Raw genomic sequence first — 15,947 nt, 5'->3', positions numbered from 1 at the left:
CCGGGCGCGGCCCTGCCGTCGACGGTGGACCAGGCCCGGGCGGCGAGGCCCTGCCGTCGACGGTGGACCAGGCCCGGGCGGCGAGCGCCGCGCGCCGGCTGCGGCGAGCTGAGCAGTCCGTGCAGCGTCCGTGCCGCCGTGGCTCGGGCGGCCCGCCCGGGCACCCCGGGCGCGGTCAGCTCCGGCAGCTCACCGAGACCGGCGACCAGGCCGTGCCGCACCACCCGGTGGTACGACTCGCGTTGGTTGTCCACCACGCAGACCAGCGCGGCGGGCGCGCCGAGGCAGCAGAGTTCCCAGGTGGAGGTGCCGGCGGCGCTGACCACCAGGTCCGCTTCGGTGATCAGTGCCGGCAGCGAGCCGGTGGGCGGGACCGGCCGGATGAGCTGGCCCCGGCCGGGGGTGACGTCCTCGACCTCGGCCTCGATCTCGGGTCGCCCGACGATGACAGTGAGGTCCATCGGATGGCCGGTGGCCACCAGCACCCGGGTCAGCGCCGGGGCCGCGCCGACCGCGTCGGTGCCGCCGAAGAAGGCCAGCACCCGGGGTCGGCTGACCGCCGTGGCGGGCGGGGCGAGCGGCGGTCGAGCGCTGATCACGCTGTCGCGCAACAGGGCGTACCCGCTGCCGGCGAGCAACCGCCCGGGCAGCCCAACCCCGCAGGCCAGCCCCGCCCCGGTCGACAGCTCCGCCCCGGAGAGCAGCCCTGCCCCGGAGGGCAGCTCCGCGCCGAAGTTCTGGTCGAGGTAGAGGTCGGCGACCTGACCCCGGCTGTCCCCGTCGATGATGGCGAGGGTGAACACGCCAGCGGCGCGCAGCGCGCCCGCGCCGGCCGGGTCCAGCTCGTACGAGTCGAGCACCACCACGTCCAGCTCGTGTCGCCGGGCCGCCTCGACCAGCCCGGCCGGCGAATCCGGGCCCGGGAACAGCGGGATGCCCCGCGCGGCCAGCTCGGCGGTGGCCCAGTCGAGGCGTTCGACGGTGCCGAACACCGCGACGTCGGCGCCCCGGGCCAGGAACTCCTCGGCGAGCGCCAGGCAGCGCACCAGGTGGCCGACGCCCCGCCGTGGACCGGCGTCGCAGCGCAACCCGACCCGCAGGGTGTTCAGGACTCCTCCAGCTGCTTCTGGCGTACGTCGGCGTTGAGCGCGCGCAGTCGGGGCTGACCGGCCAGCCAGTCGGCCAGCTTGGCCACCGGCACGCTGACGTCACCGAAATGGTCGACGACGGCGCTGACCAGCGTCCAGTCCTGTTCGGTGTCGAGGGTCAGCCGCAGCGCGGACCGGTCCGGGGTGAGCGTCACCCCGAGCACCCGGAACAGCTCCGGATGGGTGTACGCGTAGGAGGTCACGTGCACACGGTGGTGGTCGGTGGCGATCCGACCCAGGGCGCGTAGCGTGTCCGCTCGAATGATCTCGACGTCCAGCCCCCGGGGCAGGGTCCGGGCGATCGACGTGCTCGCGTAGTCCAGCCCGGGGACCGCCCGGTACACCGACGCGACCAGGGCGATGATCTCCGGGTCGAGCAGCGGACAGTCGGCGGTGAACCGCATCACCGCGTCCCCCGGGTGCGCCGCGAGGGCACCCACGAACCGGTCCAGCACGTCGTCGACCGGCCCACGGTGGCACGGTACGCCCAGCCGTTCGCACTCGGCCAGCACCGCGTCGTCGACAGCGTCGGTGCTGGTGGCGACCACCAGATCGGCCAGGACGCCGCTGTCGCGGGCGGCGCGCACCACCCGGCCCAGCACGGTCCGCCCGGCGAGTGGGCGGAGCACCTTGCCGGGCAGCCGGGACGACCCCATCCGGGCCTGCACGATGCCGACGATCCGGGGCTCCGCGTCGCCGGTCACTGCTGCTCCTCCTGCTTGGGGGCGAGCACGGCGGTGGCCCGACGCTTGGCGGCGCGGGCGCCGCGCTTGGCCAGCCGGGCCGGGGTGATGGCGAGTCGACCCACCCGGTAGCTGATCGACCCGCTGAGCAGGCCGATCGTCGTCTCGGCCCGACGCAGTGCCCGCTCCCGCGAGGTGAGCAGCTCCTCGGTCCACGCGGTCAGCGCGGCCAGCCGGGTGAGCTCCTCCCGCTGGCGCAGCCACGCCTCGCGTAGTTGCTGATAGCTGTGCCCGCCGACCGGCGGGTCGGTCGGTGTCACGGCGTGCAGCTGGTTGGCGAGGTCCACCCGGCCGTTCGGGTCCAGCCCGTGCAGCGCGGCGGCGATGGCCGCCTCGGTCTCCACCGCCTCGGTGACGGTCGCCCGGTCCAGGTCGTGGCCGGCGACACCACCGAGCACCACGGTCAGACCCGCGACGTCGAGGGTGGACGGCCACGGATGGGCGTACCCGCCGGTGAGCAGGTCCGCCGCGAAGCGCCACAGCCCCCGGGCGAGCACCACGTCGACGTCCAGCGCGGCGGTGGCCCGCCAGCTCGGGTCGAGCACCGCGTACCGCCCGCCGTCGACCACCACGTTGTCGGCGCCGGCCAGCGCCGCCGCGCCGGCGATCCGGCCGTCGGCGTCGGCCTGATCGGCGAGCCAGCCCGCGTACCCGTGCAGCAGCGTGCGCACTGTCGCCAGGTCACGGCGCAGGGCCGCGTCGAGCAGCAGGGTACGCAGCAGCCGGCCGGACGGCACCGGCCCGGAGAGCGCGTCCGGGTCCCGGTACGCGGCCTCGAGGCTGGCGAACGGCGCCACCACGGGCGGGTCCACGTCGCTGGTCGAGGTCAGCCCCCAGCGCCATCCGGAGGGGCCGTGCAGCACCTCCAGCACGCCGATGTCGGGGCGGCCGGTCTGCGCCAGCACCACCGGCAGGTCCCCGTCGGCGGTCGGTGTGGCCGGGTCGGCCGGGTCGGCGGGCCGGTGGGCGAGCGTCAGCCAGCCGGGTGCGAGGTCGGCGGCCCGCCCGGCGTGCAGCGCGTCCACCGCCAGCCGGGCCGGGTCCTGGAGAACGGCGGCGCTGGTGAAACCGCTCGCGCAGGCGCCGTGCAGCACCGCGTCGAACAGGCCGGAGCCCGCGTCCCGGTCGAGGTGGTCGGTGTCGAGCAGCGCCGTCGGGGCGCTGACGTCGGGGTAGGCGGCCCAGCACGCGACCGGTCGCAGCCCCGCCGTGGTGAGCCGTTCGCGCAGCTGGTCGCGGTTGGCCGGGTGGGCGCGGTCCAGTACGCCGGCGATCGCCCAGGCGGAGTCGTCCCGGCGGGCGTACCAGGGGGTGGTGTCGACCAGCCGGTGCAGTCCGAGCGGGTTGTCCAGGCGCAGCAGCAACGCGCCCCCCGGTCGCACCGCGGCGACGAGTCGGGCCAGCACGGCGTCCCAGCCGAGCCGGGTGCCCTCCACCGACTCCACCGGGTCCAGCCCGGCGGCGGCGATCACCACGTCGTACGTCTCGTCGTCGGGCAGCCCGGCCGGGCCGCCCACCACCAGGTGGGCGGCCGGTCGGCCAGCGCCACCGCGTCCGGATGGCTGCGCAGCAGGCAGGTCACCTCGGCGTGGCTGAGCCGGTCGAGCAGCGCCGGGTCGTGCGGACCGGCCAGCAGGACCCGGGCGCCGGGCGGCACCAGGCGCGCGGTCAACGCGGCGAGCGGCCCACCGTCGGTCAACCGTTCCCGCGGCAGGTCCGACCAGGCCAGCATCTCGCCGCCCGGCAGGGTGATCCGGCCGGCGGGTGCCGTCTCAGTCGTCACGGTCTTCCTCTTCCTCCTGGAGGTTCGCCCAACCGAGCAGCTCGCGCAGCTCGGCCGGCGTGCAACGGTCATCGGTGCCCAGTTCGGCGCGGGCGATCTCGACCGCGGTGGGCAGGTCGACAGTGCTGCCGTGCAGCTGTGGCCACTGCCGCCGGATCCGGGCGGTGCCGCCGAAGGTCGGGTCCTCGTTGGACAGGATCATCGGGTCGCCGTAGACGGCCGGTTCACACCCTGCCGCGATGCCGTAGAAGATCGCGCTGGTCAGCCGGTTGGAGGCTACCCGGCGGTGCCGGCGCAGCTCGGTGAGCTGCTTGTCGAGGAAGTACGGGTCGGTGTCCTTCCACCAGTGGCCCCGGTAGCCGTGGCAGATCACCCGGAACCCGGCACGTTCGTAGAGCCGGCGCACGTGGCGCATCCGGTACTCGTGCCAGTAGAGGCAGACCGTGACCGGGCCGGGCTCGGTGTCCTTGATGAGGGCGATCAGCTTGCGGTGGTCGCCCTTGACGTGCTGGCCCTCCCAGCCGTGGAACGGGTACCAGATGGTGCCCTCCCGCTGCTCGGCCGGTGGTTCCTCGGGTCGGATGGCCAGCAGGTAGCTGAACGGCGCGCCGATGACGACCACGTTGCGTCGCCCCACCGACCAGGCCCGGCGGCGGGTCTGCTCCGACCAGAGCAGGCTGGGGGTGCGCTCGGCGTACGGGTGCCCGGGGGCCAGGCCGTCGCCGATGTTCCAGCCGTGCTGCACGTACCCGTTGATCCGTGGTGGGTGCCGGTCGCCGAGGCCGGCGTACCGGGCCAGCACGTGCGCGTGGCCGTAGAAGTGGTTGGCGTGGTGCATCAGGTTCCCATCAGGCGGCGGAGCGCACCGCGCGACCCGCACCGCCGCGGTCAGCGCGTCGATGACACGGTCCTGGTCGGCGTCGCTGAGCCCCGGGTAGAGCGGCAGCGACAGCTGCTGGGAGTAGAACGACTCGGCCACCGGGCAGGATCCGCGTCGGTAGCCCAGCTCGGCGAAGGCCGGGTGCCAGTGCACCGGGAGGTAGTTGACCTGCACACCGATGCCGGCGGCCCGCATCCGGTCGTACACCTCGCGGCGGCGTCCGTCGAGCACCCGGATCGGGTAGAGGTGCCACGCCGGGTCGGCCCACGACTTGCGGGTGGGCGTCAGCACGCCGTCCAGGTCGGCCAGTGCCTGGTCGTAGCGGGCGACCAGCGCGGACCGGCGCGCCTTGAACGCGGCGAGCCGGCGCAGTTGGCTGCGGCCCAGGGCGCAGAGCACGTCCGGCAGCCGGTAGTTCAGCCCGAACTCGTGCACCTCCTGGTGCCAGCCACCCTCGTCGGGGAAGCGCAGCTCGTCGCGTTCGCGGACCACGCCGACGCCCCGGAACCGGCGGGCCCGCTTCAGGATCTCCGGGTCCAGCGCGGCGACGGCGCCGCCCTCCGCGGTGGTCAGGTTCTTGGTGGGAAAGAACGAGAACGTGGTCAGGTCGGCGAGCGAACCGACCGGCCGACCGTGGTACGTCCCGCCGATCGAGTGCGCCGCGTCGGCGAGCAGCAGCGCGTCGCTGCCCCTGAGCGACGTGCGCAGGGCGTCGTAGTCGGCCGGGTGGCCGGCGTAGTCGACAGCGGCGACCACGGTCGTCCGCGAGGTCACCGCGGCGGCGGCCGCCGCCGGGTCGAGGCAGAACGTCTCGTCGTCGACGTCCGCGAACACGATCTTCGCGCCGAGGGCTACCGCGCTGCTGGCGGTCGCCACGAACGTCATCGGCGGCACCACCACCTCGTCACCCGGTCGCACCCCGGCCGCCGCGTACGCCACGTGCAGCGCGGCGGTGCCGTTGGAGACGGCGGCGACACCGACCCCGCCGGTCCACCGGGCCAGGTCGGCCTCGAAGGCGTCGACCTGCGGCCCGGTGGTGAGCCAGTCGCCGCGCAGCACGTCGGCGACGGCCGCGATGTCGTCCTCGGTGATCGACTGCCGGCCGTACGGGAGCATCCCCGTCATGCGGTGATGCCGAGCATGTCGCGCAGCTGCTCGACGGTGAGCCACTCGTCGTTGGTGTCCGACTGGTAGGCGAAGCCGTCCGGCACCGGGTCGCAGTCGGCCGGTGGCTGGTAGCCCCAGGTGGCGATGGTCGGCTGGACGATGAACCGGCCGTCGGCGCGCAGCGTCCGCCGGCTGTCGTCGGGCGCGATCATCTCCTCGTGCAGCTTCTCGCCCGGCCGGATCCCCACCTCGTGCGTGGTGGCCTCCGGTGCGACGGCCTCGACCAGGTCGAGGATGCGCATGCTCGGGATGCGCGGCACGAAAAGCTCGCCACCCTGCATCTGGTCGAACGAGTCCAGCACGAACTGCACGGCCTGGTCGAGGGTGATCCAGAAGCGGGTCATCCGCTTGTCGGTGATCGGCAGGCTCTTGCCCTCGGCCGCCAGCCGGCGGAACAGCGGGACCACCGAGCCGCGGCTGCCCACCACGTTGCCGTAGCGCACCACAGCGAACCGGGTGGGGTGCTGGGCGGCGTAGTGGTTGGCCGAGACGAAGAGCTTGTCACCGACCAGCTTGGTCGCGCCGTACAGGTTGATCGGGCTCGACGCCTTGTCGGTGGAGAGCGCGATGACCTTCTTGACGCCGGCCTCGATCGCCGCGTCGACGACGTGCTGGGAGCCGGTGATGTTGGTGGCGATGTACTCGGAGGGGTTGTACTCCGCGGTGTCCACCTGCTTCAGCGCGGCGGCGTGCACCACGTGGTCCACGCCGTGCATGGCGCGGGTGAGGCGGTGCCGGTCCCGGATGTCGCCGATGAACCAGCGCAGCCGGGGGTCGTCGCCGAGCTGCTGGCGCAGCTCGTACTGCTTGAGCTCGTCGCGGGAGAACACCACCACGCGGGCGGGGTCGGCCTCGTTGAGGATGTGCCGGAGGAACGTCCTGCCGAAGGAACCAGTTCCCCCGGTGATCAGAATGGACGATCCATTCAACTCACTCAATGTGGTGCTCCCGTGTTCGTGGATGAACGAGCGGCCCTGGGCCGGCCGACCGGGGTGACACGCTAGCCATGGCGGGTTAACGCCTCGGCGCTCGCCGGTGAACCGCAACCTCTGCTCCCATGAATGCCGGGCACCGCGCAGGCGAACACTTCCGAACCTCCGGGATGTGGGCTGACCAGGCCGAATCGGGCCGCTACAGTGACCGCGCGCGAGCGACCCGGCGGCCTGCGCCAGCCGGTTCCCGCGTCCACCCGACATCCGCACCGGCTCGGTGCGAGCGGGTCACCCCGAGCGCCGCCGTCGCGGGCCGACGTGCCCGTCGGACCCGCGCGGGCCCGGTTCGGACGGCGGTTCTGGAGGCGTTGATGGCATCCGGTAGTGACGTGGTCGAACGGCCGGCGACGGTGGTCGGGACAGTGGGCGCCCCGCCCGCGCGGCGCTGGCTGGTGCCACTGCTGCTGGTCGTCGGTTGGCTGCTCGGCGTGGCCTGGCGGATGTGGTTGTCCCGGCACGTCGTGCTGCCGATCGCGCACACCGACGAGGACAGCTACCTCAACACCGCCCGCGCGCTGGCCGGCGGGCCGGGTGGCTTCAGCAGCGAGAACGACCTGCTGCGCCGGGTCGGCTACCCGATGCTGATCTCGCCGGCGTTCCTCGGGGACCGGGACTTCGCCGACAGCTACCGGATCGTCCAGCTGATCAACGCGATGGTGAACTCGGCGCTGCTGCCGCTGGCGTACCTGCTCGTCCGTCGCCTGTTCCCGCTGCGCCGGTCGTACGCGCTGCTCGGCGCGGTCGTGGCGGCGACCCTGCCGGCCACCGTCTTCTACGCGGGCGTCGCCATGATCGACGCGGTGATGGCGCCGCTGGTGGTCGCCTGGCTGCTCGCCGTGCACCGCTGGATCACCCGGCCCGCCCCGCTCGCCGCCGCCACCGTCGGGCTGTCGGTCGGCGGCTTCCACCTGCTGCACTCGCGCGGCCTGGTGATCGTGGCGGTGCACGCCGGGCTGGTCCTGCTGCTGTTCGTCCGCCGCCGGATCAACCCGTCCGGGGTGCTCGCGGCGCTGCTGCCGGTGCTCGCCCTGGCGCTGGTCAACGAGGCCGCCATCCGGTATCTCGGCGGCAAGGTGTACCTGTTGGGCGACAACCCCGGCGGCGGAACGGTCCAGGCGGTCGCCTCCGCCCACGGTGTGGCCCGGGCCAGCGCGGCCGTCAGCACCCAGCTCTGGTACCTCGTGGTGATCACGTTCGGGCTGGCCGGGGTGGCCTGGGCCGCCGCCGTCAGCGAACTGTGGCGGCCCCGGCACGACGACGCCGTCCGCTGGACGATGGGCGTGGCGCTGGTGGTGACCGTCGGGGTGGCCGGTGGCGCGTCGGTGATCCTGGCCGGCATCACCGGCAAGCCGTTGGACGCGATCTACGGCCGCTACGTGCAGATGCTGGCGCCGTTCTGGCTGCTGGTCGGGGTGGGGGTGCTGTTCACCGCCGGACGACGGGTGGTGCTGCACCGGTTGGCCGTCGCGGTGGCGCTGCTGGTCGGTGGCGGTGCGGTGATCGCCGCCCGGCTCGCCTACGTGGCCAGCCAGGGGCACTCGCTGCGCTACGGCGGTTTCAGCGCGCCGGAGCTGATGGTGTTGACCGACGGATGGCGGGAACTGCGCCCGGTGGTCGGGACGCTTGTCGGCATCGCCGGCTGTCTGCTGCTCCTCGCCGCGGGCTGGGTGACCCGCCTGCGGCTGCCGGTCCTCGGTGCCCTGGTGGTGGTCAACCTGGTCACCATGCAGGTGATCGAGCAACGGATCGTGCGGCCGTTCGTCGCGAGCGCCGCGCCGACCCCCGAGGTGGCCGACCTCGGCGTACGCCCCGGCGAGCGGGTCTGGGCCTCGACCGGCGTGCCCTACATCCTCCGGTTCAACCTCAGCCACCAGGTGACCTGGACCGACGTCCGGTGGTTCGGCGACCGGCAGCCGCCGGCCGCGGCGCAGGTGGTGTTCGTCCGCTGGGCGCCCGGCCAGGCCGACGACTGGGACGGCGCGGCGTCCGGCTTCGTCCGGCTCGGCGGCAACCCGGCGCAACACTGGGCGGCCTGGCGGCGGTCCTGACCCCGTCCGTGGCGGTGGACATCGGCTGATCGTGAACGGCGGATGTCCACCGGGAACACGCTCGGTTAATGCTTTCCGTCCAGCCCGGAACCGTTTCCGGTAATCAGCGCTGACGGCGGTCGGCCCGGGCCAGCGAAATCGGGATGACGGTGATTTCCCGGCCGTCGGACAGCTCCTGCCTCGGGGTGCCCTCGACGAATCGGAAACGCCGGTTCATCTGTCGTACGACGGTATTGTGGCCGAGCACCTCGCCGTCGAGCCGGTCCAGGTGCAGCCCGTCGAAGGCGTACTCGACGGCCTCCCGCATGACGCCCAGCCAGGCGGGCAGCGTCTCGCTCCGGGCGGCCAGCCCGTCGGCGTCCAGATAGAAGCCCCAGGCTCCGGTGCGTGGGCCGTCCAGCCGCAGGTCAAAGAAGGTGACGACGCCGCAGGGCCGGTCGTCGCGGAGGTACACCAGCACCCGTCGGGACGGGTCGCCGCGCACCGCCGACCACCACCGGGCGTGCTCCTCGGCGGTGATCTCGTGACTGGTCTTGCTGACCTGCCGATTGGTTTCCTGATTACGCCAGGACAACATCAGATGAACGTCGTCCGCCGTCGCTTCGCGCAGCACGTGCGTCTCGCTTTCCTAGCCGTTCACGTCGGGTCCGGGCACTTTACCCGGGCCGACCGGGAAATCAGATATCCATTCGTTGGGTTGTAGACTGCGGCGCATGAACGAATTGAGTCGCGCGCAGATCCGCGACCTCATGGCTCAGGTGCTGAAGAACCAGGACAAGGAGCTGCCGGCGGACGACGCCGCGCAGCTGCGGGAGATTGGTTTCCGGTCGCTGGACTTCTCCGAGCTGGCCCTGCGGGTGGAGGACGAGACGGGGGAGGAGCTCAACTTCGACGCCCCCGGCCTACGTCGCATCGCCACCGTCGGGGACGTCCTCGACTTCCTCGTCGAGCTGCAACACCAGTGACCGTCGCGCCTCCGCGTGCGGACGCCACCGCGCACCCGGAGCCAGCCGGTGTCGACAATCGGCTCGTCGTCGGTGGCGCCGCGCTGACCTGGCGTTCGCTGCCGACGCCGACGCTGCCCGGTCCGGCGGCGGTGCTCGCCCACTCCGCCGTGCACGCGCTCGCCGCCGCCCAGGCAGCACGCCGTGCACGGCACCGAGCTGCTGCTCAGCACCGTGCGCCGGGTCGACCCGGCGATGCGTGCCGAGCTGCTGGAGGCCGGGTTCACCGTCAGCGTCCTCGACGACGACGGCGTGCACCCGAGCGCCCCGGCCCGGCCACGGGCCGCCGAGCCCGGCCGGCTCTGGCTGCTGACCTCAGGCTCGACCGGGCGTCCCAAGCGGGTCGGGCACACCCTCGACACGCTGACCACAGTGCGGGCCGACCAACCCGACCGGACCTGGCTGTGCCCGTACGCCCCCGGCACGTACGCCTGGTGGCAGGTGGTCACCCTGTCGCTGACCCAGCCCGGCCAGCATCTGGTGGTGGTGGAACCCGAGGAGCTGGACGACTGGCCCACGATCGCGGCCGCGCACCGGGTCGACGCCGCCTCGGGCACGCCGACCTTCTGGCGGCGCACCCTCTACCGGGACGCCGAGGCGTTGGCCCGGGTGCCGCTGCGCCAGCTCACCCTCGGCGGCGAACCGGTGGACCAGGCGATCCTGGACCAGGTCCGGGAGCTCTTCCCGCTGGCCCGGATCTCCTGGATCTACGCGTCCTCCGAGGTGGGGGCGTCCATTGTGGTGCACGACGGCCGGGCCGGGTTCCCGGTCGACTGGTTGGACCGGGAGATCCCGGGTCGGCCGACGCTCTCGGTGCGCGGAGACGAGCTGGTGGTGACCTCCCCGTACCACGGTGTCGGGCTGGCCGGCCGGTGCGCACCGGGGACCGGGTGCAGGTGTCCGACGACCGGGTGCTGATCACCGGTCGGCTGGATTCCGACGAGATCAACGTCGGTGGCAGCAAGGTCTCCGCGGGCGTGGTCCGTGGCGTGCTCGCCGGGCATCCGGCGGTGGCCTGGGCCCGGGTGACCGGCCGCCGGGCCCCGGTGCTCGGCCGGATGGTGGTCGCCGAGGTGGTCCTCGCGCCGTCCTCCGTGGACACCGACGAGGCCGCGCTGGTCCGCTGGTGCGCCGACCGGCTTCCCGAACACGCCGTGCCACGCCGGATCCGCGTGCTGACCGACATTCCTGTCAAGGAGACCCTGAAGAGCGATGTCTGACCCCGCCGACACCCCACTCGTCCCGCCCAGCTCCGTCGTCCTCGTCTCCGGCGGCTCCCGGGGACTGGGCCTGGCCATCGTCACCGACCTGCTCGCCGCGGGCGTCCGGGTGGCCGCGTTCGCCCGCACCGTCACCCCGGAGCTGGAGAAGCTCGCCGCCGAGCACCCGGACCGGGTGCACGTCGGCGCGGTGGACGTCACCGACCTGCGGGCCGCGCAGAGCTTCGTCCGGGAGGTGGAGCAACGCCTCGGCCCGATCGACGGCATCGTCAACAACGCCGCCATGGGGCAGGACTCCCTGCACGCGCACACCGCCACCGACGACCTCGCCCGGATCATCGAGACCAACCTGACGGCGCCGTTGCAGCTCACCCGGCTGGTGATCCGCCGGATGCTCGCCAAGGGGCTACGCGGGCGGATCGTCAACATCACCTCGATCTGCGGGCAGCGTGGTTTCCCGGGCCTGGTCGCGTACTCGGCCACCAAGGGCGGCATGGACGCCGCCACCCGCTCGCTGGCTCGGGAGCTGGGCGGCCGGATGCTTGTCAACTCGGTCGCCCCCGGCTTCTTCGCCTCGGAGATGTCCGCCGTGCTCGGCCCGACCCAGCTCGACCAGATCGTGCGCCGCACCCCGACCGGTCACCTGACGGAGCCGGAGGAGGTCACTCCGGTGGTGCGGATGCTGCTGCGGGAGCACACCAACATCAACGGCCAGGTCATCGTGGTGGACGGTGCCGCCTCCGTCTGACCTGACCCAGCTGGCCCGGCCCCGTCCGGTGCCGGGCCAGTTGGCCGCCGCCGAACGGCACCTGCGCATCGGCGTACCCGCCGAGTTGACCGACGCGACGACCCGCAGCCACCTCGACGATGGTCGCTGTGTCGGCTGGTACGGCCCGCCGACGCCGGGGTGGCGGGTGGCGATCGACGCGGAACGCGCGCAGGCCCCGGTGCCGCCGGCGCTGGCCCGCCGGTTCGGCGTGCCGGACTTCTGGGCACGGTGGACCCGGGCCGAGTGCTGCTGCAAGCTGGCCGACGTGCCGGTGGCGCTGTGGTGGCGTCGGCACGGCCTGGGCACGCCGGCCGACGGGTCAGCGGTCTGGCGGACCCTCACCGTGGCCGACCTGGTCGTCACCGTCGGCTTCGCGCCCGCGCTGCCACTGCGTCACCCGGACCTGCCGGAAGCCGGCCGCGGTCGGTAGCCCTGCTGTGCTGGGTGGCCGGTCGAGCTGCCCCATGTCCGGGTCAGCTCGACCGGCGGTCAGCCCTGCTCCACCGCGGCCCGGCCCGGCAACCCGGTGGCGCGGACGGTCAGATCAGGTCCCAGCTCAGCGGGGTGCCGCGCGGGACGTCGGTGGCGAAGGTGCGGCCCAGGACCCGGTCGATCTCCACCGGGGCCAACCCGCCGGCCGGGCGGATCGAGCGGACGTTGTCCGCCGTCACCGGGTCACCGGCCCGGACGTCGGCGACCACGAACAGCGAACGGCGGAACCGCAGCCCCTCCCGCTCGGCCGGGGTCGGTCCGATCGCGGTGCCCCCCAGCGCGGCGTACGCGCGACCGGACTCGGCGACCAGGGCGGTCAGCTCCGCCGGGTTCAGCGAGAAGTCCGAGTCCACCCCGCCGTCGGCCCGGTCCAGCGTCACGTGCTTCTCGATGAAGCAGGCGCCGAGCGCGACCGAGGCGACCGCCACCCCGATGCCGGGGGTGTGGTCGGAGAGCCCGACCGGCACGTCGAACGCGCCGGCCAGCACCGGCAGCCGACGCAGGTTGCTGTCGGCCGGCGGCGCCGGGTAGGACGCGGTGCAGGCGAGCAGGACGATGCCCGCCGCGCCACCCTCGCGGGCGGTGCGCACGGCGGCGTCGATCTCGGCGACCGTCGCCATCCCGGTGGAGATCACCATCGGCTTGCCGGTGCTCGCCACCAGCCGGATCAGCGGCAGGTCGACCAGCTCCGACGAGGCGATCTTGTACGCGGGCGCGTCCAGCGACTCCAGCAGCTCCACGGCGGTCGCGTCGAACGGTGACGAGAACACGGTCAGGCCCCGCTCGCGGGCCCGCTCGAAGATCGGCGCGTGCCACTCGTACGGGGTGTGCGCCCGCTGGTAGAGGCGGTACAGGTTCTCCCCGCCCCACAGCTCGTGCCCGGTGGAGATGCGGAACGCCGGGGTGTCGACGTCGATGGTGATGGTGTCCGGTCGGTACGTCTGGAGCTTCAGCGCGTGCGCCCCGCTCTCCGCCACCGCGTCGACGATGGCCAGCGCCCGGTTCAGATCGCCGTTGTGGTTGCCGGACATCTCGGCGACCACGAACGGTCGCTCCCCGGCACCGACCGCGTGCGGTCCGATCTTGATTGTCGCCGTCATTCCGACCTCTGCTCCGGTACGCCCGCACCGGGGTGCGGTGGTGCTGTCGTCGTCCACCCGACGGGCGGACGACCTGGAAAACCAGGGCGCCGGGAACCGACAGGGCTCCCGGCGTGGTGTGCGGTGCTGACGATCACGGCAGCCGGCCACCGGCCAGCGCGTCGTGTCGGTGTGGGGCGAGCCCACCGTCCCGCGTCGTCGCGGCGACCGCGCCTCGGCTCGGGTCCTCGTCGGCGGTGGCCGCGCGGGTGTCCGCACCATCCGTCGAACCGGTCTCGACACCCCCTGCCGGGCCGGGCCGACGCAGCCGCCCGGCGACCCGGTGAGCCTGGCGCAGCGCCGAGTACGCCACCCAGTCACCCCGCCCGACCAGGCGGTGCTTGAGCCCGGCCACGCCCGGGGGCAGCGGGTAGCCGCAGGCTGGCAGGTACCGACGGTAGTGCGCGGCGGCCCGGTGGAAGAAGGCCCGCCGCAGGTGCGGGTGCAGCCGGCCGTCGTTGCCCACCACCACCAGGTAGTGGCTGATCATCAGCTCGAACAGCTCGGCCTGCAACCGTTCGTCGGGGTGCCGGCGCGCGACCCACGCCATCAGGCGCTCGTACTGGGCGAACGCGTCGAAGTGCCGGCCGCTGCGGGTGGAGGTGATGGCACCCTGGCGGCCCTGCCGGTACAGGTAGCAGACCCGGTCCAGCACGGAGATCTTCTCCGCACCGATCAACAGTGGGTGGCTGAACGGGATGTCCTCGTACCAGCCGGGGAAGAAGCGCAGCTCCAACTCGTCCAGAAAGTCCCGCCGGACGACCTTGTTCCAGGCGGTGTGCTGCACCCGCAGCAGCTGCGGCTGGTCGGCGAGGCGGGTGACGCCGGGGACTCCGCCCAGCAGGTGACTGCTCGCGTCGACCTCCCGCCGGCCGTCCTCGTGCACCCGCAGGTGGTCCAGCATCAGCACGTCGGGCTCGTGCTGGCGCAGCCGGTCCAGCACCGCCCGGATCGTGCCCGGCGGCAGCCAGTCGTCGCTGTCGACGAACCACACGTACCGGCCGGTGGCCACGTCGAGCCCGGCGTTGCGGGCCAGCCCCAGACCGACGTTGCTGCTCAGGTGCACGACGCGGACTTGGTCTCGGCCGGCGGCGTACGAGCGGAGCATGTCACCACAGCCGTCGGGGGAGGCGTCGTCGACGGCGATCAGCTCGACCGCGTCCGACTCGCCCGCCGGGATGTCGGCCCGGATCGACTCGAGGCACTGGTACAGGTACGCCTCGACGCCGTACACGGGCACGACGATGCTCAGCAGCGGCGCGTGCGTCGGCTCTTTGACCACGTCCGCCACCTTCGACGACCTGGGTGGCCGGGCCCGGAACCTGACGTTGCCGCCGATGGTGGAGTCGCTGAACTCCCGCCGAGCGGAAGGTTAACGCCGGCCGCCCGGTAGGGTGCCCCGGTGACCCTGCGCAGCTTCGGGATCCCGGCATGACGAGCGACGCCGCGCCGTCGGCCGCCTCCGCACCGGCCCGGCTACCCTCGCTGACCGGGCTGCGCTGGATCGCCGCGCTGCTGGTCTTCGGTTTCCACGCCGGCACCATGCGGATCATCGCCGAGCCGGACTACCAGGCCGTGATCGACGCGCTGTTCACCCTCGGCCTCTCCGGGGTGCAGTTCTTCTTCATCCTCAGCGGCTTCGTGCTGGTCTGGTCGGCCCGCACGGGGGACTCCCGACGCACCTTCTGGCGGCGGCGGGTCGCCAAGATCTATCCGAACCACCTGGTGCTGTGGGGGGCGACGATCGCTGTCGCCTGGTTCTTCGCCGACCCGGTCCTGCCGGCGGCCGCGCTGGAGAACCTCCTGCTGTTGCAGGCCTGGGACCCCCGGCCGGGCTGGTTCTACAGCATCAACACGGTCAGCTGGTCGCTCTCCTGCGAGTTCTTCTTCTACCTCTGTCTGCCGTTGGCGCTGCCGCTGCTGCGCCGGGCCCGGCCGAGGTTGCTCTGGGTGCTGATCGTCGCGCTGCCGCTGCTGATCCTCGCCCTCTGGCCGGCCCAGCACCTGGTGCCGGAGGTGAGCCGTTGGTGGTTCACCCAGATCTTCCCGCCGGTGCGGTCGCTGGAGTTCTGGCTGGGTGCGGTCGCGGCCGAGCTGATGCGCCGGGGTCTCTGGCGTGGTCCCGGGCTGACCGTGGCCAGCGGGATCTTCGTGGCGACCTGGGTGGCGGCCGCGCAGTGGATCCGCGCCGAGCTGTGGACCACGTTGCTCGCGGTCGCGTACCTGTTGGTGATCACCGCCGCCGCGGACGCGGACGTGCGGGGTCGGCGCTCGCCGTGGCGGTCCCGGCCGTTGGTGTGGCTCGGTGAGGTCTCCTTCGCCTTCTACCTGGTGCACGTGCTGGTGATGACGAGCGTGCTGCGCTTCACCGGGGACTGGGGGACCGGCTTCAACGGCTGGCGCGGCCCGGCCGTGGTGCTCGGTTTCCTGGTGGGAAACCTGATCCTCGCCGGGCTGCTGCACCGCTTCGTGGAGACTCCGATGATGCGCCGGCTCGCGCCGCGCCGTCCGGCCCGCCCCGCACCCATCCCCGCGCCACGCCCGGCCGGCGGGCCAGCCGCC

13 protein-coding genes and 3 pseudogenes are annotated in these 15,947 nt (G+C 73.1%); 7 read left to right on the top strand and 9 right to left on the bottom strand.

The window, feature by feature from the left end; translation table 11 throughout:
• The 6 genes and pseudogenes from JM949_RS24205 to pseB all read right to left on the bottom strand — a co-directional run.
• Positions 1-1,109 (bottom strand): annotated as a pseudogene (locus tag JM949_RS24205) (PseG/SpsG family protein); the annotation flags it as partial.
• On the bottom strand, positions 1,106-1,852 hold the full coding sequence (locus JM949_RS24200; protein WP_309232303.1) for a glycosyltransferase family protein: 747 nt from the start codon (positions 1,850-1,852) through the stop codon (positions 1,106-1,108). The pseudogene JM949_RS24205 and the gene JM949_RS24200, both read right to left, overlap by 4 nt.
• Positions 1,849-3,674 (bottom strand): annotated as a pseudogene (locus JM949_RS24195) (class I SAM-dependent methyltransferase). Before JM949_RS24195 ends, JM949_RS24200 begins: the two are co-directional and overlap by 4 nt.
• Entirely contained in the window at positions 3,664-4,512 is an 849-nt protein-coding gene (locus tag JM949_RS24190; RefSeq protein WP_203150604.1) for a hypothetical protein, read from the bottom strand. Before JM949_RS24190 ends, JM949_RS24195 begins: the two are co-directional and overlap by 11 nt.
• A gap of 12 nt (positions 4,513-4,524) precedes the next feature.
• Positions 4,525-5,679 (bottom strand): annotated as a pseudogene (locus JM949_RS24185) (DegT/DnrJ/EryC1/StrS family aminotransferase); the annotation flags it as partial.
• Positions 5,676-6,659, bottom strand: coding sequence for a UDP-N-acetylglucosamine 4,6-dehydratase (inverting) (pseB, locus tag JM949_RS24180; protein WP_203150601.1), 984 nt, complete (start codon positions 6,657-6,659; stop codon positions 5,676-5,678). The pseudogene JM949_RS24185 and the gene pseB, both read right to left, overlap by 4 nt.
• A 365-nt stretch (positions 6,660-7,024) precedes the next feature.
• On the opposite strand from pseB, the gene JM949_RS24175 reads away from it, so the two are divergent.
• Complete coding sequence (locus JM949_RS24175; protein ID WP_203150600.1) at positions 7,025-8,761, top strand: glycosyltransferase family 39 protein; 1,737 nt, start codon at positions 7,025-7,027, stop codon at positions 8,759-8,761.
• A gap of 103 nt (positions 8,762-8,864) precedes the next feature.
• Here JM949_RS24175 and JM949_RS24170 read toward each other — a convergent pair whose 3' ends face one another.
• Positions 8,865-9,374, bottom strand: a complete 510-nt coding sequence (locus JM949_RS24170) for a GNAT family N-acetyltransferase (RefSeq protein ID WP_203150599.1) — start codon at positions 9,372-9,374, stop codon at positions 8,865-8,867.
• Positions 9,375-9,474: 100 nt separating this feature from the next.
• Here JM949_RS24170 and JM949_RS24165 point away from each other — a divergent pair, with 100 nt between their 5' ends.
• From JM949_RS24165 to JM949_RS24150, 5 genes are all read left to right on the top strand, one after another.
• On the top strand, positions 9,475-9,726 hold the full coding sequence (locus tag JM949_RS24165; RefSeq protein WP_091401397.1) for an acyl carrier protein: 252 nt from the start codon (positions 9,475-9,477) through the stop codon (positions 9,724-9,726).
• Positions 9,727-9,909: 183 nt separating this feature from the next.
• Entirely contained in the window at positions 9,910-10,683 is a 774-nt protein-coding gene (locus JM949_RS37660; RefSeq protein WP_309232302.1) for an AMP-binding protein, read from the top strand.
• Positions 10,656-10,985, top strand: coding sequence for an AMP-binding enzyme (locus JM949_RS37655; protein WP_309232301.1), 330 nt, complete (start codon positions 10,656-10,658; stop codon positions 10,983-10,985). Before JM949_RS37660 ends, JM949_RS37655 begins: the two co-directional genes overlap by 28 nt.
• On the top strand, positions 10,978-11,733 hold the full coding sequence (locus JM949_RS24155) for an SDR family NAD(P)-dependent oxidoreductase (protein ID WP_203150598.1): 756 nt from the start codon (positions 10,978-10,980) through the stop codon (positions 11,731-11,733). Before JM949_RS37655 ends, JM949_RS24155 begins: the two co-directional genes overlap by 8 nt.
• The gene (locus JM949_RS24150) at positions 11,717-12,184 is read left to right on the top strand and encodes a hypothetical protein (protein WP_309232300.1); all 468 of its coding nucleotides are present in this window, start codon (positions 11,717-11,719) and stop codon (positions 12,182-12,184) included. The genes JM949_RS24155 and JM949_RS24150 overlap by 17 nt, the downstream gene beginning before the upstream one ends.
• A 109-nt stretch (positions 12,185-12,293) precedes the next feature.
• Here JM949_RS24150 and pseI read toward each other — a convergent pair whose 3' ends face one another.
• Positions 12,294-13,346 carry a pseudaminic acid synthase gene (gene pseI / locus JM949_RS24145; RefSeq protein ID WP_203150597.1) on the bottom strand — a complete coding sequence of 351 codons (1,053 nt, stop codon included), beginning with the start codon at positions 13,344-13,346 and terminating at the stop codon, positions 12,294-12,296.
• Positions 13,347-13,479: 133 nt separating this feature from the next.
• On the bottom strand, positions 13,480-14,667 hold the full coding sequence (locus JM949_RS24140; protein ID WP_203150596.1) for a glycosyltransferase family 2 protein: 1,188 nt from the start codon (positions 14,665-14,667) through the stop codon (positions 13,480-13,482).
• Between the two features lie 149 nt (positions 14,668-14,816).
• Here JM949_RS24140 and JM949_RS24135 point away from each other — a divergent pair.
• Positions 14,817-15,947, top strand: a 1,131-nt coding sequence (locus tag JM949_RS24135; protein WP_203150595.1) for an acyltransferase family protein, incomplete at its 3' end; no start/stop codon positions are given.

Source organism: Micromonospora tarensis (assembly GCF_016803395.1).
Classification (GTDB): Bacteria; Actinomycetota; Actinomycetes; order Mycobacteriales; family Micromonosporaceae; genus Micromonospora; species Micromonospora tarensis.
Note: the sequence above shows the minus strand (reverse complement) of the source record. Positions and strands in the feature narration are given on the sequence as shown.

Coding starts and splice junctions, on each gene's coding strand:
- JM949_RS24190 (WP_203150604.1), bottom strand. CDS start 4,512: ATGCACCACGCCAACCACTTCTACGGCCACGCGCACGTGCTGGCCCGG.
- JM949_RS24175 (WP_203150600.1), top strand. CDS start 7,025: ATGGCATCCGGTAGTGACGTGGTCGAACGGCCGGCGACGGTGGTCGGG.
- JM949_RS24165 (WP_091401397.1), top strand. CDS start 9,475: ATGAACGAATTGAGTCGCGCGCAGATCCGCGACCTCATGGCTCAGGTG.
- JM949_RS24155 (WP_203150598.1), top strand. CDS start 10,978: ATGTCTGACCCCGCCGACACCCCACTCGTCCCGCCCAGCTCCGTCGTC.
- pseI (WP_203150597.1), bottom strand. CDS start 13,346: ATGACGGCGACAATCAAGATCGGACCGCACGCGGTCGGTGCCGGGGAG.